This is a genomic window from Kluyvera ascorbata ATCC 33433 (assembly GCF_000735365.1).
Taxonomy (GTDB): Bacteria; Pseudomonadota; Gammaproteobacteria; order Enterobacterales; family Enterobacteriaceae; genus Kluyvera; species Kluyvera ascorbata.
Genome location: NZ_JMPL01000004.1, coordinates 1 through 20,421, shown reverse-complemented (window position 1 = coordinate 20,421; position 20,421 = coordinate 1). Strand labels below are relative to the sequence as shown.

General features: G+C 57.4%; 18 protein-coding genes. 10 read left to right on the top strand and 8 right to left on the bottom strand.

The genetic code is table 11. From position 1 onward, the window contains the following. Position 1: 1 nt before the first annotated feature. The 3 genes from GKAS_RS01930 (at position 2) to GKAS_RS01920 (ending at position 3,234) form a co-directional block, all read left to right on the top strand. The gene (locus GKAS_RS01930; RefSeq protein ID WP_035891774.1) at positions 2-1,030 is read left to right on the top strand and encodes a sugar phosphate isomerase/epimerase family protein; all 1,029 of its coding nucleotides are present in this window, start codon (positions 2-4) and stop codon (positions 1,028-1,030) included. Further along, the gene (locus GKAS_RS01925; RefSeq protein ID WP_035891773.1) at positions 1,027-2,178 is read left to right on the top strand and encodes a Gfo/Idh/MocA family protein; all 1,152 of its coding nucleotides are present in this window, start codon (positions 1,027-1,029) and stop codon (positions 2,176-2,178) included. Before GKAS_RS01930 ends, GKAS_RS01925 begins: the two co-directional genes overlap by 4 nt. A 75-nt stretch (positions 2,179-2,253) precedes the next feature. Continuing rightward, positions 2,254-3,234 (top strand): LacI family DNA-binding transcriptional regulator, encoded by a 981-nt coding sequence (locus tag GKAS_RS01920; RefSeq protein ID WP_035891772.1) that lies wholly within the window; start codon positions 2,254-2,256, stop codon positions 3,232-3,234. 46 nt (positions 3,235-3,280) lie between these two features. On the opposite strand, the gene GKAS_RS01915 is transcribed toward GKAS_RS01920, so the two are convergent. After that, positions 3,281-4,177 (bottom strand): DMT family transporter, encoded by an 897-nt coding sequence (locus tag GKAS_RS01915; protein ID WP_246870718.1) that lies wholly within the window; start codon positions 4,175-4,177, stop codon positions 3,281-3,283. Next, complete coding sequence (locus GKAS_RS01910; protein WP_035891770.1) at positions 4,174-4,980, bottom strand: alpha/beta fold hydrolase; 807 nt, start codon at positions 4,978-4,980, stop codon at positions 4,174-4,176. Before GKAS_RS01910 ends, GKAS_RS01915 begins: the two co-directional genes overlap by 4 nt. Before the next feature lie 133 nt (positions 4,981-5,113). Between GKAS_RS01910 and GKAS_RS01905 the strand changes: the two genes are divergently transcribed. Then, the gene (locus GKAS_RS01905) at positions 5,114-6,013 is read left to right on the top strand and encodes a LysR family transcriptional regulator (RefSeq protein ID WP_035891768.1); all 900 of its coding nucleotides are present in this window, start codon (positions 5,114-5,116) and stop codon (positions 6,011-6,013) included. On the opposite strand, the gene GKAS_RS01900 is transcribed toward GKAS_RS01905, so the two are convergent. Both GKAS_RS01900 and GKAS_RS01895 read right to left on the bottom strand, forming a co-directional pair. Continuing rightward, positions 6,014-7,258: a mechanosensitive ion channel family protein gene (locus GKAS_RS01900; protein WP_035891767.1), complete on the bottom strand. Its 1,245-nt coding sequence runs from the start codon at positions 7,256-7,258 to the stop codon at positions 6,014-6,016. Positions 7,259-7,336: 78 nt separating this feature from the next. Continuing rightward, the gene (locus GKAS_RS01895) at positions 7,337-8,764 is read right to left on the bottom strand and encodes an MFS transporter (RefSeq protein WP_035891765.1); all 1,428 of its coding nucleotides are present in this window, start codon (positions 8,762-8,764) and stop codon (positions 7,337-7,339) included. 131 nt (positions 8,765-8,895) lie between these two features. Between GKAS_RS01895 and GKAS_RS01890 the strand changes: the two genes are divergently transcribed. Further along, positions 8,896-9,735: a helix-turn-helix transcriptional regulator gene (locus GKAS_RS01890; protein WP_035891876.1), complete on the top strand. Its 840-nt coding sequence runs from the start codon at positions 8,896-8,898 to the stop codon at positions 9,733-9,735. A 91-nt stretch (positions 9,736-9,826) separates the two neighbouring features. On the opposite strand, the gene nfsB is transcribed toward GKAS_RS01890, so the two are convergent. From nfsB to GKAS_RS01875, 3 genes are all read right to left on the bottom strand, one after another. After that, positions 9,827-10,480, bottom strand: a complete 654-nt coding sequence (gene nfsB, locus GKAS_RS01885; protein WP_035891764.1) for an oxygen-insensitive NAD(P)H nitroreductase — start codon at positions 10,478-10,480, stop codon at positions 9,827-9,829. A gap of 122 nt (positions 10,481-10,602) precedes the next feature. Further along, on the bottom strand, positions 10,603-10,971 hold the full coding sequence (locus GKAS_RS01880; protein ID WP_035891762.1) for an MmcQ/YjbR family DNA-binding protein: 369 nt from the start codon (positions 10,969-10,971) through the stop codon (positions 10,603-10,605). Continuing rightward, complete coding sequence (locus GKAS_RS01875; protein ID WP_035891760.1) at positions 10,971-11,546, bottom strand: TetR/AcrR family transcriptional regulator; 576 nt, start codon at positions 11,544-11,546, stop codon at positions 10,971-10,973. Before GKAS_RS01875 ends, GKAS_RS01880 begins: the two co-directional genes overlap by 1 nt. A 166-nt stretch (positions 11,547-11,712) precedes the next feature. Here GKAS_RS01875 and GKAS_RS01870 point away from each other — a divergent pair, with 166 nt between their 5' ends. Together GKAS_RS01870 and GKAS_RS01865 are read left to right on the top strand one after the other, a co-directional pair. Further along, a complete protein-coding gene (locus GKAS_RS01870; protein WP_425590902.1) occupies positions 11,713-12,837 on the top strand; it encodes an MBL fold metallo-hydrolase in 1,125 nt (374 codons plus the stop codon). Positions 12,838-12,872: 35 nt separating this feature from the next. Beyond that, a complete protein-coding gene (locus tag GKAS_RS01865; RefSeq protein ID WP_035891756.1) occupies positions 12,873-13,220 on the top strand; it encodes a RamA family antibiotic efflux transcriptional regulator in 348 nt (115 codons plus the stop codon). A 99-nt stretch (positions 13,221-13,319) separates the two neighbouring features. Here GKAS_RS01865 and GKAS_RS01860 read toward each other — a convergent pair whose 3' ends face one another. Further along, positions 13,320-13,568, bottom strand: coding sequence for a DUF1158 domain-containing protein (locus GKAS_RS01860; RefSeq protein ID WP_035891755.1), 249 nt, complete (start codon positions 13,566-13,568; stop codon positions 13,320-13,322). A 505-nt stretch (positions 13,569-14,073) separates the two neighbouring features. Between GKAS_RS01860 and GKAS_RS01855 the strand changes: the two genes are divergently transcribed. The 3 genes from GKAS_RS01855 to GKAS_RS01845 form a co-directional block, all read left to right on the top strand. Next, positions 14,074-16,800: a cation-transporting P-type ATPase gene (locus GKAS_RS01855; protein ID WP_035891753.1), complete on the top strand. Its 2,727-nt coding sequence runs from the start codon at positions 14,074-14,076 to the stop codon at positions 16,798-16,800. 53 nt (positions 16,801-16,853) lie between these two features. After that, complete coding sequence (locus GKAS_RS01850; protein WP_035891752.1) at positions 16,854-17,924, top strand: efflux RND transporter periplasmic adaptor subunit; 1,071 nt, start codon at positions 16,854-16,856, stop codon at positions 17,922-17,924. A 13-nt stretch (positions 17,925-17,937) separates the two neighbouring features. Then, positions 17,938-20,421, top strand: a 2,484-nt coding sequence (locus GKAS_RS01845; RefSeq protein ID WP_035891750.1) for an efflux RND transporter permease subunit, incomplete at its 3' end; no start/stop codon positions are given.

The following is a 20,421-nucleotide window of genomic DNA, read 5'->3' as shown; positions in this document are numbered from 1 at the left end:
TATGAAAACCATCAAGGGACCGGGCATTTTCCTGGCGCAGTTTATTGGTTCAGCGCCGCCGTTTAATACGCTCGATGGGCTAGCCGAATGGGCGGCGGGGCTGGGATTTAAGGCGCTCCAGTTGCCGTGCAACCACCCGGCGATTTTTGACTTACCGCAGGCGGCGGCCAGCCAGACCTACTGCGATGAGATAACCGGAAGGCTCGCCGAACACGGGCTGGTCATTAGTGAACTCTCTACGCATCTTGAAGGCCAACTGGTCGCCGTGAATTCGGCCTACGACAGTGCTTTTGACGCTTTTGCCCCCGCGGCGCTTCGCGGTAACCCTGCGGCACGCCAGCAGTGGGCGGTAGAGAGCGTGAAAAAGGCGGCGCAGGCGTCGGCACGATTGGGGTTGAAGGCGCACGCCACCTTCTCCGGGGCGTTGGCCTGGCCTTACTTCTACCCGTGGCCTCCGCACAATGCGGCGCTGCTCGACGAGGCGTTTAACGAACTGGCCAGTCGCTGGCGGCCCATTCTGGACTGCTTTGACGAGCATGGCGTGGAGCTGTGCTACGAAATTCACCCCGGCGAAGACCTGCACGACGGCGTGACCTTCGAGCGCTTCCTGGCAAAGGTCGATAACCATCCACGCTGCCACATGCTCTACGACCCGAGCCATCTGCATCTGCAGAATATCGACTACCTGGCGTATCTCGATATCTACCATTCGCGCATTCGGGCATTCCACGTCAAAGACGCGGAGTTCGAGCGTAACGGGCGCAGCGGCGTCTACGGTGGCTATCAGAACTGGCTGGAGCGCGCCGGGCGCTTCCGCTCGCTCGGCGATGGCGATATCGATTTCAAAAAGATTTTCAGCAAGCTCAGTCAGTACGATTTTGACGGCTGGGCGGTGATGGAATGGGAGTGCTGCCTGAAGGACGCGCAGACCGGCGCGCGCGAAGGCAGTGAGTTTATTAAACGGCATATCATTCCCGTATCCACACGGGCCTTTGATGACTTTGCCGCGGGCAGCGAGGTACGCGGATGATTCAGGTCGGTATTGTTGGCTCAGGTTTCATTGGCCCGGCGCATATTGAAGCGCTGCGTCGGCTGGGTTTTGTTGAGGTAGTAGCGCTGTGCGACGTTTCGCTGGAGCTGGCGCAGGAAAAGGCGCGGCAGCTCAATATCCCCCACGCCTATGACGACGTCGACGCGCTACTGGCGCATCCGGGGTTACAGGTGGTGCATAACTGTACCCCGAACTTTTTGCATGCCGAGGTTAACCGCCAGATCCTGCGGGCGGGGAAGCATGTCTTCTCTGAAAAACCGTTATGCATGACGTCAGAAGAGGCGCATGAACTGGTTAAGATGGCGCAAGAAGCGGGTGTGGTGCACGGTGTGAGTTTCGTTTATCGCCAGTTTGCGATGGTGCAGCAGGCGGCGAGCATGATGCGTGACGGCAGCGCCGGGCGGCTTTTCTCCGCCTACGGCGGCTACCACCAGGACTGGATGCTGCTGGAAAACGACTTCAACTGGCGCGTGGATGCGCAGCAGGGAGGCGTTTCCCGGGCGGTGGCGGATATCGGCTCGCACTGGTGCGATACGGTGCAGTTTGTGACCGGGCGGCGCATTGTCGAGGTAATGGCCGACCTCGCTATCGTCTGGCCGACGCGCAAAGCCAGCCTCGGGGCGCAGGCGACCTTCAGCGAACAGCCTGATTCCCCCGGTCACCAGGACGTGCCGGTGACCACCGAAGATGCCGGCTCGGTACTGTTCCGTTTTGACGACGGCAGTAAAGGCTGCTTTAGCGTCTCGCAGGTGAGCGCCGGGCGCAAAAACCGCCTTCACTTTGATATCAACGCCAGCGCCTGTTCGCTGGCCTGGGATCAGGAAACGCCGCAGCAGCTGTGGATTGGCCACCGCAGCCAGCCTAATCAGCTTTTAAGCGATGACCCTGGCCTGCTGAACCGCGACGTTGCCGCACAGGCCCACTTCCCCGGTGGGCACAACGAAGGCTGGCCGGATGCGTTTAAAAACATGATGCTTAATTTTTACCAGGCGGTGTGTGCTGGAAAGATGCCGCAGGAGAACGAACGCCGCTTTGCATCGTTCAGTGAGGGCGCGAACGTGATGTATCTTATTGACGCTATTGTGAAAAGCCATCAGCAGCGATGCTGGGTCAGCGTTGAACAATAACCTTGTGCCCGGTACGCCGGGCCTGTTTTTATGGTAGCCTTCACGCAAAGCGTTAATTGCAGGGAACGGCGTAGCATGTCAATTCAGAAAATCGCCCAGCTGGCGGGCGTGTCGGTGGCCACCGTATCGCGGGTGTTGAACAACAGCGATACGGTGAAAGCGAAGAACCGCGAGCGGGTGCTTCAGGCTATCAAAGAGAGTAACTATCAACCGAACCTGCTGGCGCGCCAGCTACGGACGGCGCGTAGCTCGATGATTCTGGTGATGGTATCGAACATTGCTAACCCGTTCTGCGCGGAAGTGGTCAAGGGCATCGAAGCGGAAGCAGAGAAAAATGGCTATCGCATTTTGCTGTGCAACTCTGGTTCTGATATTGAGCGCTCTAAATCAGGCCTGCGCCTGCTGACCGGAAAAATGGTCGACGGCATTATCACCATGGATGCGTTTGCCCGCCTGCCGGAGCTGACCACGGTGATTGGCGATGCGCCGTGGGTGCAGTGTGCGGAATACGCGGATGCCGGTGAAGTTTCCTGTGTCGGGATTAACGACGTTGACGCGGCCCAGCATGCGGTTGGGTACCTGGTGGCGCAGGGGCACCAGCGTATTGCCCTGATTAACCATGATTTAAGCTATAAATACGCCCGTCTGCGCGAGCAGGGCTATCAAGACGTGCTGCAACAGCAGGGGCTCGACTTCGCCGCAGTGGAATACGCGGACGATCTCAGTGCGGCGGCGGGCAAGGCGGCGATGAAAAATCTGCTGGCGATGAGTCCGCGCCCGGATGCGGTCTTTGCCATCTCGGATTCGCTGGCCGCGGGCGCCATTCGCGCCATCGAACAGGCCGGACTGCGCGTACCGGAAGATATTGCCGTGGTCGGATTCGACGGTACGGAGCTGGCGGAGATGGTCTCCCCGCAGCTCACCACCGTACAGCAGCCTTCGCGAGAGATTGGCGCTAAAGCGGTCACGCTGCTGCTGAATAAAATTGATAACCCGGACGTTGCCCCAGAGCGGGTGATGCTGGAGTGGCGTTTTATTCCCCGCGCCAGCGCCTGATTTTAGTATTGCCGGATGGCGCTGCGCTTATCCGGCAATCCTTACCCTAATGCCTGATAACTACCAACAGCCCGCACACCACCAGCCCTGTCCCCAGCAGCTGCTCAACCGACAGCGGCTCATCCAGCAGCCACCAGCTAAACAGAATGGTCAGAATCGGGCCGATTAACCCAATCAGCACCGCCTTTGCCGCGCCGATGCGATGAATAGCCGAAGACAGCCAGAATATCGGCATTACCGTGGAAAAGACCGCCATGCCCGCGCTGTAGGCATACACCTGCCACGGCAGATTAAGCGCGGCAACGGGACGGGTGGCAAAAAAGTGCACCTGAGTCGCCGCAATCGACACCAGCAGCGCCAGCATCGAAAACGGGATCGCCCCCATGCGCCCGATAGCCACCTCCGCCCCGGAGTTGTAAATGGCGTAGGTAATCGCGCAGCCAAACACCAGCGAACCGCCGATCAGCACCGAATGGCTATCGGCGGTGAGGCCGAGGTCGTGCACAAAGGCAATCAGAATGCCGCCGTAGGAGAGCAGCATCGCCAGCAGCAGTTTCTTCTCAAAGGTTTTGCCGAGAAAAAAGACGCCAATCAAGATGGTCAGCATCGGGTAGGTAAAGAGAATCAGCCGCTCGAGCCCGGCGGTAATATACTGTAACCCCATAAAATCGAGCATCGCCGAGGCGTAGTAACCTGCGACACCCAGCACCACCAGCAGCGCGTAATCCTGACGATGCAGGGTGGTCATTTTACGCAGCACCGGCCACGCGGTAAGGGCAATCAGCGGCAGCGACATCGACATACGCAGCATCAACAGCGTGACCGGGTCGACCGGTGCGACCGCATACGCCAGCTTGACGAATATCGCCTTAAACGAAAAGCCGAACGCCGCGAGTATCGCCAGCGAAAACCCGGCTACCCGGGAAGTGAGATGCAACTTCACTGTGCCCATTCCTGTAGTTCGCTGATGCGTTGCCACATCACAACTGGATTGGAATACATCGGGAAATGCCCGCAGTGGGGAATTTCTGCAAGCGTCACGCCACGACGTTCAATATCCGCCAGATAGCTCAGCGTGTTGTTTTGCGCGCCGTACATAAACATTTTTGGCAAGGGTAGATTTAGAAACTTCGCCATCAGGTCGCCGTGGTCGGAATAGTCCACCATCGAGGTAAAAATAGGTCTGACCGCGGCTGCCCGCACTTTATGCTTGAGGCTGGCGGCATACAGCGCGCTGGCCCACGCCGGAGACTGATGAGTCCGGGCGATAAAATCAGTAAAAAACTGCTCGTCGTTGCCATCGGGATAATCAACGGCCTGGCGACTCAGGAAGCAATCTTCCGGCGCGATATTCCCCTCGATGTCGACAAAGCTGAGCACCCGCTCGGGATGGGCGTGCGCCAGCATCAGCGCGGTCAGGCCGCCCATGGAATGGCCGACGAGGTGGAAGCGCTGGAAACCCAACTGGTCAATCAGCGCGAGCGCCGTCTCGACTAAAAACGGAATCGAGATTTTCTGCAAATTTGCGCATTCCGTCTCCCCGCAACCGGGGGCATCGTAGGCGAGAAACGGCCGCCCGTCGAAGGCAGCGTGGCGCACGATATCGGCATAATCTTCTTTGGTTGACCCAAAGCCGTGGAGAAACACAATCGGTTCGCGGGGGCCGGAACGGTGAATGGCGGCCACCTGCATCGGCGTCGCTTGTACCGTTAACGCGAAGTGCGTGCGGTGAAATTCGTGGGGCATGGTCACTCTTCTTATGCATTCGTGGGGTGGCTATCGTCGCCGTCATTCTCTGATATGTAAAATCGTATTAAAGTAATACTCTGATACATTTTTAATATCGATTGATGTGAGCGGTGACAGGAGCCATGCAGAGATGATCAATTTTCGCATTATTCGCCATATGTGGCTGTTTCTCGCGGTGGCGGAGGAGAAACATTTTGGCCGCGCGGCGAAGCGACTCGGCATGACCCAGCCGCCCTTAACTCAGCAGATTCAGGTGCTGGAGCAGTCGCTGAAGGTGCAGCTGTTTGACCGCTCGAAGCGCAATGTGCAGCTCACGCCCGTGGGGCTAGCCATCCTGCCTGCGGTCAAACGCTTTGCCGAGCAGGTTGAACGGCTGGAGCTGGCGGTAAACGAAGCGGTAGCCGGGCATACCGGCATGCTGACTATCGGCGCGATTAGCACCGCTATGCTCGATGTGCTGCCGCCGCTAATTGATAAGATGAAAGCGCGCTACCCGGATATCGTGATTTCCATTAAGGAGATCGACAGCGCCGAAGCGGTACTGGCACTGCAAAATGGGGAGATCGATCTCGCTTTTGCGCGCCTCACCGGGGAAATGGGCGAGGGGATTACGCTGCTGCCGCTGTCCAGCGCCGAACTGGTGGTGGCGTTACCCCGCCAGCACCGGCTGGCCGGCGAGTCGCAGATTGCGCTGCGCGATTTGATGCAGGAAGAGTGGGTGATGTTCTCTCGCCACCTGAGCCCGGTTTATTTCGACAGCATTACCGCCGCCTGCCGTAGTGAAGGTTTCTCGCCGCGGATTATTCACCACGTTCGCTCGGTCTCTTCACAGATTGCTTTTGTCGGCTGTGGGCAGGGAATTGCGCTGGTGCCGGACTCGCTGGAGCGTCTGTCACCGGCCAACGTGGTGACGGTGCCGCTCGACCAGACGATTGAGGTGATCACCACGGCGGTAGCCTGGTCAGCCAGTCGGAAAAATCCGCTGGCTGACAAGTTTATCGGCCTGATTCAGACGCCTGAGGTGGGGTGATTACTGTCCGATAGCGCCCGCGAGGGCGCGAATATCATTACCGGTCGGCGACTGATGTATTCGCAGACCAAACTCTTCCACTACTGCGAAAATATAGTCGAAGATATCCGCCTGAATGCTTTCGTATTCTGCCCAGACAACGGTGTTGGTGAAGGCATATATTTCAATCGGCAAGCCGTTATTATCCGGTGCCAACTGACGTACCATCAGCGTCATATCCTTGCGAATCTTCGGATGGTTACGCAGATATTCGTTGAGATACGCACGGAAGGTACCAATATTGGTCATTTTACGCAGATTAAGCACCGAATCATCGCTACCGTATTCCTGATTCCACAGACTAATTTCCTGATAGCGAGAGTCCATGTACGGTTTTAGCAGTCGCGCCTGAATTAAGCGCTGTTGTTCTTGCTCATCGAGGAAATGGACGCTGGTGGTATCAATGTTCAGGCTGCGCTTAATTCGACGTCCGCCTGATGCTGACATTCCACTCCAGTTTTTGAAGGAGTCAGAGACCAGCGACCAGGTGGGAATAGTGGTAATGGTATTATCCCAGTTACGCACTTTGACCGTGGTTAAACCGATATCCGTCACCGCACCATCGGCGCCGTATTTCGGCATCTCCAGCCAGTCGCCGAGCTTCAGCATATCGTTCGCTGACAGCTGAATACCGGCCACCAGACCCAGAATTGGGTCTTTGAAGACCAGCATCAATACCGCCGCCATCGCCCCCAGACCACTTATCAGAATCGCCGGTGACTGCCCCAGCAGCAGGGAAATCATCAGGATGCCAATCAGGATAGCGCTGACCAGCTTCACGCCCTGAAATATGCCTTTCAGCGGAAGCTGAGAAGAGAAGGAGAGTTTCTGCGACAGATTGAAAATAACGTCCAGCAGCGAGAAGAATGACAGCAGGGCATATAGCATGACCCACAGCTGCGCCACCGTGGTTAATATTTCCGCTGCTTCACTGCCTTTTTGCAGCCACAGCACGGCCTGCACGTTGACAATGATCCCTTGCAGCGTAAACGCCAGTCGGTGAAACAGCTTATTCTGCGTGATGATTTGCAGCCATAAATGGCTGCTGGCCTGCGCGCGTTTTTCGAAAGTGCGCAGCACCAGACGGTGTAAAATCAGATGAACAATGATGGCAGTGAGAAAAATAATACCAAAGATGATCACAAGCGAATTGGTATGGTTTATTTCAATGCCCATCTCTTCTATCTGGGAAATGAGTTCCTGCATAACGTCTCCTATATAGCCAGTCTTTAATAATGACCAGGCTAGCTATAATATGCAAACAGCTATACAGGAACTTAATAATCAGGAGGTTACCATCGCCGGGCTACGGTTTAAGTGATGACGTAGGCCAATGGCAATCACCGCCAGCAGCAGCATCATCACCGCCTCCACGCCGAGAAAACCGATCATCGCCTGCGGATAGCTACCGTGATGATTACGCATCAGCATTAACAGCAGTGAGCCAAATACCGCCGGACCAAGCCCTAACGTCGCCTGTTGCAGCGTACTCAGCAGCGCGCTGCCAGCGCCCGCGTCGTTGGCGGTGATATCGCGCATTCCCACGCGATAGAAGCAGTTCACAATCAACGCCTGACCGTAGCCAATCAGCGCCGTGGCGGGCACCAGCGTCAGCGTGGTGGTGGCCTGGCCGTAGTGGTGGAAGGTCTCCATCAGCAGCAGCAGGCCGCTAATTTGTACCACTAACCCGGCGACCAGAATGCGTCCCATGCTGTGGCGCGCAATCAGCTTCGGCGCGTACATTGCCGACAGGAAGTAGGCCACGCCAAGGGCGATAAAGCTGTTTCCGGACTGCCACGGCGCCATGCCAAGGCCGGACTGCATGGTCAGCGCAATGCAGAACATAAACCCGGACCAGGCGCTGAAGAACAGCAGCGCAATTACCATGCCGAAGCGAATGCTGGCAAGCTGCAGCAGGCGTGGCGGTAGCAGCGGGTGCTCGCCGCGCTGCTCTTTGCGCAACGCGATGGCGCGCATCCAGAACAGCAGCGGAATAATCGCCAGCAGCATCAGACGCATTGACCACGGCCAGTGCAACTCCGGCCCCAGTGCCATCGGGAATAGCAGGCAGCAGAGGATAAGCCCGAGGCTAAAAGTGCCCTGCCAATCGATGGTTGAGTGTTCATCGCGGCGGGTTTCCGGCACGTAGCGGCGGCTAAAGGCCAGTACCAGCAGGCCAATTGGCACGTTGATAAAGAAGGCGTTACGCCAGCCCATCCCAGCGATATCTGCCGACACCAGCCAGCCGCCGAACATCTGCCCGACGATAAACGAAATGCCGCCAATGCCGCCGTAGAGGCTAATGGCCCTGGCGTGCGCAGTACCTTTCAGCGTGACGTGCAGGGTGGCGAGGATCTGCGGCACGATAAGCGCCGCGCCTGCCCCCTGAAGGGTACGGGCGGCAAGCAGTGCGGTAATCGAATTAGAAACGCCGCACAGCAACGAAGCGAGGCTAAAAATCGCCACGCCCCACATAAACAGGCGGCGGCGACCGTAGTTGTCGCCAAGTTTGCTGCCCATCGCCAGACAGACGGCAAACGCCACGCCGTACAGCGCCACAATCAGCTCAAGCTGGGTGGGGCTGGCGTGCAGTGACTCGGTGATGGAATCCAGGGCGACGTTGGTAATCGAGGTATCGATTTGGGGCAACATCAGGCCGGTAAGCAGCAGGAAAAGCCCCGCGCGACCGGGTGAAACAGCAGACGTTTTCATGGTGACTCCATTGCGTCATTCAGCGATTGGACGTAGCATCCCTGATTAAATAAACGGGTACCAGTTCCTGGTTATACTGGTACTGGCACTACTATGCTGGAGATACCATGAGCCTCATCAGCGACAGTGAAATGGACGTATTGCAGACACGGCAGATGGATAGCCGTAAGCAGCTGGGTGCATTTCTTCGGGCGCGACGGGAAAGTCTCGACCCGCAGCGGTTAGGGCTACCGCGTAGCGGGCGGCGGCGCACGCCTGGCCTGCGTCGCGAAGAGGTGGCGATGCTGGCGGACGTTGGCGTGACCTGGTATACCTGGCTTGAGCAGGGGCGCGAGGTTAATCCGTCGGTGGCGGTAATGCAAGCGGTCGCCGAAGCGCTCCAGTGCAGCGAGCTGGAAACGCGCCATCTGTTTGTGCTGGCGGGATTAACGCCGCTGGAATCTTTAAATGTACCCCAGTGCGAGGGGATCAGCCCCGGCACGCGCCGTATGCTGGACAGTCTGCTGCCTCAACCGGCCAGCATTCAGAAACCGAACTTCGATATCGTGGCGTGGAATGACGCGTTTTGTCGGCTGATGGGCGTTGATTTTTCCCTCATCCCCGAAGATGAACGAAATTGTATCTACCTGTATCTGACCCACCCTGGCTGGCGTAGCCGTCTGGCCAATCCCGACGTGATGGGCAATTTTGTCTCCTATTTCCGCGCCGCGATGGCCGAGCACCGGGGGGAACCGGCGTGGGAGAATAAGCTCGCCCGCTTCTTTGCCGCCTCTGCCGAGTTTGAAGCGCTCTGGCACCAGCGCTACGAAGTCCGCGGCGTCGAAAATCAGATTAAAACGTTCCGCCATCCCGAGTTCGGCGAATTTCAGCTCCAGCAGATGTACTGGTACTCCGCGCCGCGCAACGGCTCGCGTTTGCTGGTCTATTTACCGGTAGATGAAGTCGGGGAAGGGGTGTTAGCGAGGTTGTAGTACGGAGACGATCCCGGCGGCTCTTCGCCGGGCTACTCGAATGTTGTAGCCCGGCCAAGTGAAGCCCCGCCGGGAAGACACTAAAGCTAAATCAGATCTCGGTAATCACCGCTTCTTCCGGCAGACGAGATTTTGGCAGCGCTTTGTTGAAGTCTTCCACGCTGTGATGCCCAACCGGTACTACGACCAGGCTGGTGAAGCCTTTCTCTTTCAGGCCAAATTCTGCGTCCATAATGTCGGCGTCGAAGCCTTCAATAGGGACTGCGTCCAGGCCCATTGCGCCCATCGCCAGCAGGAAGTTACCCACGTTCAGGTAGGTCTGGTTGGCTGCCCACTGCGCGTCGTCGTGACGTTCTTTACGGTGCAGGTCGGCGAAGAAGGTGCGGCCTTTGTGGTTAGCCGCTTTGGCTTCCGGTGTGGCGAAACGGCCATCGGCATCTTCCTGATCCACTACTTTTTCCAGCCAGGCATCGTCGATCGCGGTTTTCGCGCAGAACACCACTACGTGGGAAGCATCCAGCATTTTGCGTTCGTTGAACACGTAGCCGCCCGCGGCAGATTTGGCGACGCGCGCTTTGCCTTCGTCGGTGCTGGCGACGATAAAGTGCCACGGCTGGGAGTTGGTGCTGGACGGGCTAAAGCGCAGCAGGGTTTTCAGACTGGCAGCCTGCTCAGCGGTCAGCTTTTTGCTGGCGTCAAAGGCCTTGGTGGAATAGCGCGCTTTAGCAACGGAAACGATATCCATAAACACTCCTGAATGATTAAAGGCACCGCGAATCGGTGCGTTGAATCCAGGCAGGTTACCGCGCCATGTCACAAATGAGAAGGGTGTAAAATGCGATAACACTTATCGCATTTCGCAGAAAATCAGACGGGACGGACGCGCTGTTGCACCCGTTTTGGCAGTTTATTAACCACCAGATTCCACGAATCTTCAATCAGGCTATTGAGCAGGTCCACGGTGATTTCATCGCCGGGATAGACCGAAATCCAGTGCTTTTTGTTCATGTGGTAGCCCGGCTTAATGTGCGGGTAGATGGCCTGGTGCAGCAGCGATTGCTCCGGGTCAACCTTCAGGTTGATGATAGGCTCGCCGCGTAGGTAAGCCTTGAGCATAAACATTTTGCCTTCCACGATGAAAACATCGTACTCCGGCCCGAAAGGCCAGTAGATGTCAGAGAAGGGCAGGGTCAGCGCAAACTCGTGCGCCCGTTCATGCAGCGTTTTACCGTCCATTAGTCACCTTCGGCCAGGGCCAGCCACATCGCTTCGAAGCCTAACGCTTTGAGCTTATCGGCGCGCTGCGGTTCGCGGCTGGCAAATTCAATGGTGGTTTCCGCCAGCGACAGGAACAGCGCGTCGCCAAAGGCGCGGAAGTCATCGGACATAAACACCGGGCGCACCGAGCGCTGGCAGAGCTTTTGCAGCTCTGGGAACATCGCTCTCACCTGGGTGATGGTCTCTTCGGTAATTTTTTCGCTTACCGCCATGCGTCGTAGCGCGTGATGCCCGATAGGATTGCGCACGCCCCAATCGATGTAGCTATTCCAGATGCCATGCGTGAACGCTTTTGGCGATTCGGTTTCCACCAGACCGGCCTTCATTGCTTCGCAGAGGCCGGTTTTCAGATGCAGATAAAGCGCATTAAGCAGGTCGTCTTTGGTGGCGAAATAGCGAAACAGCGTGCCCTCTGCAACCCCCGCGCTGCGCGCAATCAGCGCAGTTGATGCGGCAATGCCGGATTGGGCAATGGCGCTGGTGGCAGCTTCCAGTAACGCTTGTTTTTTATCTTCACTCTTCGGACGAGCCACTACACTTTACCTCTCTGACTGTAAAAAAACGTGATTGAAACATGCCGACCCCAGGGACTTCAACGTCGATTGTCAAATTTTGAAAATTGCTTGACGATTTTTTCCCCGTCTTTCTATAATGAGTGCCTACTCACTCATAATCAACCTTTTTAGTGTGGCTTCCTGGATGAAGCTGGTCCAGGGTCAGGATATGAAACCTTTTATCATCAGTGTGGTTGCCATCATGCTTATTGCCAGTGCCGCAAGTTTACCTTTCGTCCTGAACGCCGGTTTTGGCCAGGCACCGCAAGGGGTTGAAAAAAGTCAGATTGAACGTTCGCCGAACTACCGTGACGGCGCGTTCCAGAACGCCTTGCCAACGCCTAGCTTTACCGGTGACAAAAACATGGTGATGGCGTGGTGGGAGTTTTTAACCGCCAAACGTGAAAATGCCCGTCCAACCCAGCCGCTGCCGATGGTCCCGACCGATCTCGCCAGCCTGCCGTTGGGGCAGGACACCATGATTTGGCTCGGCCATTCCTCATGGTATTTGCAGCTGTCTGGCAAGCGCATTCTGATTGACCCGGTATTCAGCAACTATGCCGCGCCGTTCTCTTTTCTGAATAAAGCGTTCCCCGGTAACTACCCGTGGCGCGCCGAGAACATGCCGGAGATAGACCTGCTGATTATCTCTCACGATCATTACGATCATCTCGACTACGCCACCATTAAGGGGCTGATGCCGAAGATCAAACGTGCCGTGGTGCCGCTGGGTGTAGGTTCTCACCTGCGTTACTGGGGGATGAAAGACGAGGTGATTAGCGAGGCCGACTGGCAGGAAAGCGTCACCATCAGCGATGCGCTGAGCGTGCACGTGCTGCCTGCGCGTCACTTCTCTGGCCGCGGGCTGAAGCGTAACCAGACGCTGTGGGCGAGCTTTATGTTTGTGACGCCTACACAGAACATTTATTACAGCGGCGACACCGGCTACGGCCCGCACTTTAAAGCGATTGGTGAGCAGTTTGGCCGCGTTGACGTTGCCATTATGGAAGACGGTCAGTACGACCAGGACTGGCGCTACATCCACATGATGCCGGAACAAACGGCGCAGGCGGCGGCAGACCTTAACGCCCAGCGCGTGCTGCCGGGACATGCCGGGCGCTTCGTGTTGGCAAAACATACCTGGGACGACCCGTACAAACGTCTGGTACAGGCCAGCAAAGACAAAGCGTATCGGCTGTTAACGCCGATGCAGGGCGAGCCGGTATGGCTTGCTGATTCAACACAAACATTCCGTGCCTGGTGGGAATAACCACCGGCTGTAGTTAAACGAGGGGGAAGGGGTGTATGACCGAATTAGCCACTCAGGTTGTCGACACACTGGTCGAATGGATTGACGATAATCTGCATCAGCCACTGCGCATTGATGAAATTGCCCGTCGGGCAGGGTACTCGAAATGGCATTTACAGCGCATTTTCCTGCAACATAAAGGGGAGAGTCTGGGGCGTTACATTCGCCACCGGAAGCTTCATCTGGCGGCAGATGAGCTGTGTACGACCAATCAAAAGGTTTATGACATTTGTCTGAAGTATGGGTTTGATTCCCAGCAAACCTTTACCCGCATTTTTACCCGCACGTTTCATCAGTCGCCGGGTGCTTACCGCAAAGAGAATCATCGTCCGCAGACGCATTGATTCCGCCCCAGGGTCGGCGTAAACGCCTCGCCCGGGCTACAAAACAATCTCATGCCCCGTAGCCCGGCCGAGCGCAGCGACGCCGGGGAATCGCCGCATTCAATCCGCCAGCGAAAACCAGCGCCGCCACACATAGCGAATCACCAGATACTCAATCGTCCCCAGCGCCAGAAACCACACGCAAAACAGCACGGTGTAAAACTGACTTAGATCCATAAAATGGAAGGTCTCAACCATCTTCTGTGCCAGCGTCAGCCCTAGCGACGGTGCGGGCAGCAGCAGGCAGGAGAGGAACGCCAGCAATAAAATACCGGCGGCGGTCATCAGGGATTCGAGCGGATGCTTCATATCATGTTAATCTTTAGTTAAAGATATTATTGTCCGGTAATTTTTAATGGAACGCAATGTTTCTAATTAAACAGATCTTTTATCGAATAATTAAAATAAATAACCAGACCTACGATAATAATCGCATGCCGAGAAGTGAAATAATGTTCTGGTTTAAATTAAATATAGCTTTCGTAAATTAACGTCATGCTCATGATAATAATTTTACAAAAGTATAAGTACTATATCCAACCAGCGTGGCAATCACGATAGCCAGCGCGATGTACAGCGCCAGGCGGCGTCCTCTGTAGATTCCAAACATAATGACCTCGTTTAGATGGGGTTTAGGAACATTCTGTAATATTAATATTAGTAAATCAACTTAATGTCATTTTGAAATTTAAAAAGCAAAAAATATTTTGGCTTAATAAATATTTTTTGCTCGTCGATATTATTCAATGACGTCGCCTTGGCCAGAAAGTGAATTCAGGCTTTCCGTTAGCAGGAATTTAAAAGGAAACCTATCATGTCGAAAATGATGAACAATAAAAACGTGCCGCACGCGGGCTATGACCCACATGAGCACGCCTACCAGCAGACCACCGAGCAGGTGCTGTCGCATCTGAATAGCCAGCCTGACGGCCTGAGCATGGACGATGCGGCCGAGCGTCTGAACACCTATGGCCCGAACGCGCTGCCGGAGAAAAAGGGCAAGCCCGCGTGGCTGCGCTTTCTGGCACACTTCAACGACGTACTGATTTATGTCCTGTTGGCCGCGGCGGCGCTGACCGCCGTGATGGGGCACTGGGTCGATACCTTTGTCATTCTTGGTGTGACGGTGATTAACGCCCTGATTGGTCACATCCAGGAGAGCAACGCGGAGAAATCGCTGAAAAGTATCCGCAATATGCTATCCAGCGACGCGCGAGCGATTCGCGGCGGTAGCCATAAGACGGTGGCAACCACCGAACTGGTGCCGGGCGATATCGTGGTACTGCGCGCGGGTGACCGAATTCCTGCGGACATGCGTCTGATTGAAGCGCACAACCTGCGCGTGGAAGAAGCGATTCTGACCGGTGAGTCCACCGTGGTGGATAAGCACACCGATGCGCTGCACGGTGAACTGCCGCTCGGCGACCGTACCAATATGGTGTTCTCCGGCACCACCGTCAGCGCCGGTGGCGGCATAGGCGTGGTCGTGGCGACCGGACAGGAGACTGAACTGGGTCACATCAACCAGATGATGGCCGGTATCGAAAAGCACCGTACGCCGCTGCTGGTGCAGATGGACAAGCTCGGCAAAGCGATTTTCGCCATTATCCTGGCGATGATGGGCGCGCTGTTTGTCTTCAGCATGGCGCTGCGCGACATTCCTTTGGGCGAACTGCTGCTGTCGCTGATTAGCCTCGCGGTTGCCGCGGTACCTGAGGGTCTGCCAGCCATTATCTCGATTATCCTGTCGCTGGGTGTACAGGCGATGGCGCGTAAGCGGGCGATCATCCGCAAGCTGCCAACCGTCGAGACCCTGGGCGCGATGACCGTGGTCTGCTCGGATAAAACCGGCACTCTGACCATGAACGAAATGACCGTGAAGGCGATTATCACCGCCGACAGCTGCTACCGTGTGGACGGCAACAGCTACGAGCCGCACGGCAGCATTTACCTGGAAGGCAGCAACGAGCCGGTCAACGTACAGCCGTACACCGTGCTGGAGAAGTATCTGCGTACCATCGACCTGTGTAACGACAGCCAGTTGATTCAGGACGCGCAGGGCCACTGGGGCATTACCGGCGGTCCAACCGAAGGCGCACTGAAGGTGCTGGCGGCCAAAGCCAACCTTGAGCCGCTGCGTACCCAGCTGATTGCCAAGATCCCGTTCGACTCGCAGTACAAGTACATGTCTACCCACTTCCAGTTGGATGACGAAGAAGTGGTGATGGTCACCGGTGCACCGGACGTGCTCTTTGCACTGTGCCAGCAGCAGCAGACCGCCCGCGGCGTTACGCCGTTCGAGCGTAGCTACTGGGAAGCGGAAATGGCGCGCTTTGCCAGCCAGGGTCTGCGCATGGTGGCAGCGGCCACTAAGCCAGCCGCGCCGGGGGCGAAAACCCTCGACCACAGCGACCTGCAGGAAGGTCTTATCTTCCTCGGCATTGCCGGGATGATGGACCCGCCGCGCCCGGAAGCGGTTGATGCGATTCATACCTGCCAGAATGCAGGGATCCGCGTGAAGATGATCACCGGCGATCACCCGCAGACCGCCATGAGCATTGGCCAGATGCTGGGGATCCGCAACAGCAGCGAAGCAATGACCGGCTACCAGCTGGAGCACATGGATGACGCCGAGCTGGCAAAAGCGGCGCTGGAGTACGACATTTTCGCGCGTACCAGCCCGGAGCATAAGCTGCGCCTGGTGAAAGCGTTGCAGGAGAACGGCGAAATCGTCGGCATGACCGGCGACGGCGTGAACGATGCGCCAGCGCTGCGTCAGGCAGATGTCGGTATCGCCATGGGTATTAAAGGCACCGAGGTGACCAAAGAGGCCGCCGACATGGTTCTGACCGATGACAACTTTGCGACCATCGCCAGTTCGGTGAAAGAAGGGCGTCGCGTATACGACAACCTGAAGAAGACGATTCTGTTCATTATGCCAACCAACCTGGCGCAGGGGCTGCTGATTATCATCGCCCTGCTGGCGGGCAATATCATCCCGCTCACCCCGGTGTTGATTCTGTGGATGAACATGGCGACCTCCGCCACGCTCTCCTTTGGCCTGGCGTTTGAAGCCGCTGAGCGTAACGTGATGAACCGTCCGCCGCGTAAAACCGGCCAGCACGTGATGGATGCCTTTGCCGTCTGGCGCGTCGCCTTCGTCGGTTCGATGATTGCCATTGCCGCCTTTATCCTTGAGGCCTGGCTGGCACCGCGCGGCCACAGCGCCGAGTTCGTGCGCACCGTGCTGTTACAGATGCTGGTAACCGCGCAGTGGGTCTACATGATTAACTGCCGCAGCAGCGACCGCTTCTCCCTGAACAGCGGTCTGCTGAAGAACAAAGGCATCTGGCTGGTGACCGGCGTGCTGCTTCTGCTCCAGATGGCGATTATCTACCTGCCGCTGATGCAGACGCTGTTCGGCACTGAAGCGCTGCCGCTGCGCTACTGGGGTATCACGCTGGTGATTGGTGTGGCGATGTTCCTGGTGGTTGAAGTGGAAAAACGTCTGACCCGCCGTTTCCGTAAAACCACATCGTAATTGATAAGCCCCTCTCCAGTCGGAGGGGGGCCTTGCCCTGCAAGGACTTCCCCATGAGAAAAACCTTCCGCCTCGCCCTGTTGGCCTGCGGCCTGGCCACCTGCGCACCGGCCCTGGCTTCGGTACCGGTTCGTGTGATTACCGTTGAGCAGGCACCACACGCCGCTGAGCGTCAGGTGCCGGGGCGCGTAGAGGCTATTCACGCCGTTGAAATTCGCGCCCGTACCGAAGGTGCCATCGTGAAGCGCCATTTCCAGGATGGACAGGAGGTCAATAAAGGTGACCTCTTGTTTACCCTCGATGATGCTCAACCCCGCGCGGCGTTAGCGCTGGCGCAGGCGGAGCTCAAAAGTGCGCAGGCCTCACTGCGTCAGGCACAGCAGTTGCTCTCGCGCTATCAGAGTCTGAACACCAGCCAGGCCATCAGCCGCAACGATGTTGATAACGCGCAGATGCAGCGCGACGTGGCGGCCGCTGCCGTTGAGCAGGCAAAAGCCCGGATTTCTGCACAGCAAATTACCCTCGATTACACCCGTATCACCGCGCCGGTTAGCGGGCGCATGGGCCATAGCGCGTTTCACGTCGGTACGCTGGTTAACCCAGCCAGCGGCGTGCTGGCAGACGTGGTGCAGTTGGATCCTATCCGCGTGAGCTTCGCGCTGGATGAGTCGGCGTTCTACACCAAAGCCGGGCAGCATGCGGATATCCGTGCGCTGAAGGCGGCGTGGCTGGCGCAAATTACCCTCGATGGCCAGCGTGAAGATGGCGTCCTGACATCGGTCGACAATCGTATTGATGCTCGCACCGCCAGCGTGACGATACGCGCGGAGTTTGCTAACCCGCAGCATCGATTGCTGCCGGGCGGTAACGTTTCGGTCACCCTGCGCCAGCAGGAGGCCGCCGAACGGGTGATGATCCCAGCGGCAGCGGTACAGCAGGACGCGCAGGGCTACTTTAGCTGGGTCGTGACGCCAGAAAACAAGGCCGGGCAGCGTCGTTTGTCGCTGGATGGCCAGCAAGGACAAACCTTTGCGGTCGCGCAGGGGTTAACAGCGGGTGAGCGCGTTGTCACCGAAGGCGCCCAGCGTCTGACCGACGGTGCCTCCGTCACGCTGCTGAATTAAGTAAGGAGAGAGCATGCTGACGTTCTTTATTCGTCGCCCGCGTTTCGCGATGGTGATTGCGCTGCTGATGACCTTTGTTGGCGCGGTGGCGCTAAAGCTCATTCCGGTGGAGCAGTACCCGCAAATCACTCCGCCGGTGGTTAACGTCAGCGCCAGTTGGCCAGGCGCCAGCGCGCAGGATGTGGCGGAAGCCATTGCCGCGCCGCTGGAAACACAGCTGAACGGCGTTGACCATATGCTCTATATGGAGTCGACCAGCTCAGACGACGGTGGCTACAGCCTGAACCTGACCTTCGCAGCCGGAACCGACCCGGACATGGCGGCGATTGATGTGCAAAACCGCGTCTCCCAGGCGGTCGCGCAGCTACCAACCGAAGCGCAGCAAAACGGTGTGCAGGTGCGTAAACGCGCCAGCAACCTGCTCATGGGGGTTAGTCTCTATTCCCCAAAAGGCTCGCTCTCCTCCTTACAGATAAGCAATTACGCCAGCACCCAGGTGCGTGAAGCGCTGGCGCGTCTGCCGGGCGTCGGTCAGGTGCAGATGTTTGGCGCGCGCGACTACAGCATGCGCATCTGGCTGCGTCCGGATCGCATGAACGCGATGAATATCACCAGTGAAGATATCGCCCAGGCGCTCAACGAGCAGCACGTGCAGGGGGCATCCGGGCAAATCGGTACGCCGCCGGTATTTAATGGCCAGCAGCAGACGCTGACCATTAACGGGTTGGGGCGTTTGACCGACGCCGACGAGTTCCGCCGCATCGTGGTGCGTAGCGGTGAGCAGGGCCAACTGGTGCGATTGTCTGACGTAGCAACCATTGAGCTTGGCGCGCGCAGCTATAGCTCCAGCGCTCAGCTTAACGGCGTGGAGTCGGCGTATATGGGGATTTACCCCACGCCAACCGCCAATGCGTTACAGGTAGCAAAGGTGGTGCAGGATGAACTGACCCGTTTGCAAAGCCGCTTCCCGGCGGATCTGATGTGGGAAGTGAAGTTTGACACCACCCGCTTTGTGGCGGCGACGATTAAAGAGATTGGTACCTCGCTGGCGCTGACGCTGCTGGCGGTTGTGGCGGTGGTTTCCCTGTTCCTGCAAAGCCTGCGCGCCACGCTGATTGTGGCGCTGGCGATCCCGGTGTCGCTGGTGGGGACGTTTGCCGTGCTCTACCTGCTGGGTTACAGCGCCAACACGCTCAGCCTGTTCGCCATTATTCTGGCGCTGACCATGGTGGTGGATGACGCCATCGTAGTGGTGGAAAGCGTCGAAGGGCACATGGCGGAAGGGATGAACCGCCTGGAAGCTACCGGGCTGGCGCTGCGCCAGATTGCCGGACCGGTGATTGCCACCACCCTGGTGCTGCTGGCGGTGTTTGTTCCGGTAGCGATGCTGCCGGGTATTGTCGGTGAGCTGTATCGCCAGTTTGCGGTGACGCTCTCCACGGCGGTGACGCTCTCCAGCATTGTGGCGCTGACGCTGACCCCAGCGCTGTGCGCGCTGCTGCTGCGTCCTCGTCTCAAGCAGCCCGCCCGTTTCTTTCAGTGGTTTAACCTCGGGCTGAATGCCACCCGCGACGGCTACGGCAAGCTGGTGGCGTGGATGAACCGTCGTCCGCTGGTGGCGGTAGCGGGCACCTTGCTCGCCGCGCTGCTGGTGGCGTTCAGCTTTACCAGCATGCCGAAAGGCTTCCTGCCGCAGGAAGATCAGGGATACGTGTTTGCCAACGTTCAACTGCCAGAGTCTGCTTCGCTTGAGCGAACCGAAGCGGTGATGGCGAAGGCGCGCGAATTGTTGGGCGCGCATCCGGCGGTAGAGGATGTGATTCAGGTGTCTGGCTTTAGCATTCTGAGCGGCACCAGCGCCTCAAACGGCGGCTTTATCTCGCTGATGTTGAAAGACTGGTCGCAGCGTGCACCTTTGGAGACGGTGATGGGCGAGCTTCAGCATCAGTTGATGGCGATGCCGGAAGCCAACATTATGCTGTTTGCGCCGCCAACGCTTCCGGGCCTTGGCAGCGCTGCGGGCTTCGACCTGCGTATTCTGGCGCAGGCCGGGCAAACGCCTGCCGAACTGGAGCAAGTGACGCGCGCCATTCTGATGAAGGCCAACCAGCATCCGCAGCTTAGCCGTGTGTTCACCACCTGGAGCAGTAACGTTCCGCAGTTGACCTTAACCGTTGACCGCGACCAGGCCGCCAGGCTGGACGTGCCGGTTTCTCGCATCTTTAACAGCCTGCAAACGGCCTTTGGTGGCGCGCGCGCTGGCGACTTTAGTATCAACAACCGCGTCTACCACGTGGTGATGCAAAACGAGATGCAGTGGCGCGAGCGCGCCGAGCAAATCAGCGAACTGTTTGTGCGCAGTAACCAGGGTGAGCGGGTGCGCCTGAGCAACCTGGTCACCGTAACGCCAACCGTCGGTGCGCCGTTTATTCAGCAGTTCAATCAGTTCCCGTCGGTATCGGTCAGCGGTTCGGCAGCGGAAGGGTCAGCAGCCGTA

Coding starts and splice junctions, on each gene's coding strand:
- GKAS_RS01930 (WP_035891774.1), top strand. CDS start 2: ATGAAAACCATCAAGGGACCGGGCATTTTCCTGGCGCAGTTTATTGGT.
- GKAS_RS01925 (WP_035891773.1), top strand. CDS start 1,027: ATGATTCAGGTCGGTATTGTTGGCTCAGGTTTCATTGGCCCGGCGCAT.
- GKAS_RS01920 (WP_035891772.1), top strand. CDS start 2,254: ATGTCAATTCAGAAAATCGCCCAGCTGGCGGGCGTGTCGGTGGCCACC.
- GKAS_RS01910 (WP_035891770.1), bottom strand. CDS start 4,980: ATGCCCCACGAATTTCACCGCACGCACTTCGCGTTAACGGTACAAGCG.
- GKAS_RS01905 (WP_035891768.1), top strand. CDS start 5,114: ATGATCAATTTTCGCATTATTCGCCATATGTGGCTGTTTCTCGCGGTG.
- GKAS_RS01900 (WP_035891767.1), bottom strand. CDS start 7,258: ATGCAGGAACTCATTTCCCAGATAGAAGAGATGGGCATTGAAATAAAC.
- GKAS_RS01895 (WP_035891765.1), bottom strand. CDS start 8,764: ATGAAAACGTCTGCTGTTTCACCCGGTCGCGCGGGGCTTTTCCTGCTG.
- GKAS_RS01890 (WP_035891876.1), top strand. CDS start 8,896: ATGGACGTATTGCAGACACGGCAGATGGATAGCCGTAAGCAGCTGGGT.
- nfsB (WP_035891764.1), bottom strand. CDS start 10,480: ATGGATATCGTTTCCGTTGCTAAAGCGCGCTATTCCACCAAGGCCTTT.
- GKAS_RS01880 (WP_035891762.1), bottom strand. CDS start 10,971: ATGGACGGTAAAACGCTGCATGAACGGGCGCACGAGTTTGCGCTGACC.
- GKAS_RS01870 (WP_425590902.1), top strand. CDS start 11,713: ATGAAGCTGGTCCAGGGTCAGGATATGAAACCTTTTATCATCAGTGTG.
- GKAS_RS01865 (WP_035891756.1), top strand. CDS start 12,873: ATGACCGAATTAGCCACTCAGGTTGTCGACACACTGGTCGAATGGATT.
- GKAS_RS01860 (WP_035891755.1), bottom strand. CDS start 13,568: ATGAAGCATCCGCTCGAATCCCTGATGACCGCCGCCGGTATTTTATTG.
- GKAS_RS01855 (WP_035891753.1), top strand. CDS start 14,074: ATGTCGAAAATGATGAACAATAAAAACGTGCCGCACGCGGGCTATGAC.
- GKAS_RS01850 (WP_035891752.1), top strand. CDS start 16,854: ATGAGAAAAACCTTCCGCCTCGCCCTGTTGGCCTGCGGCCTGGCCACC.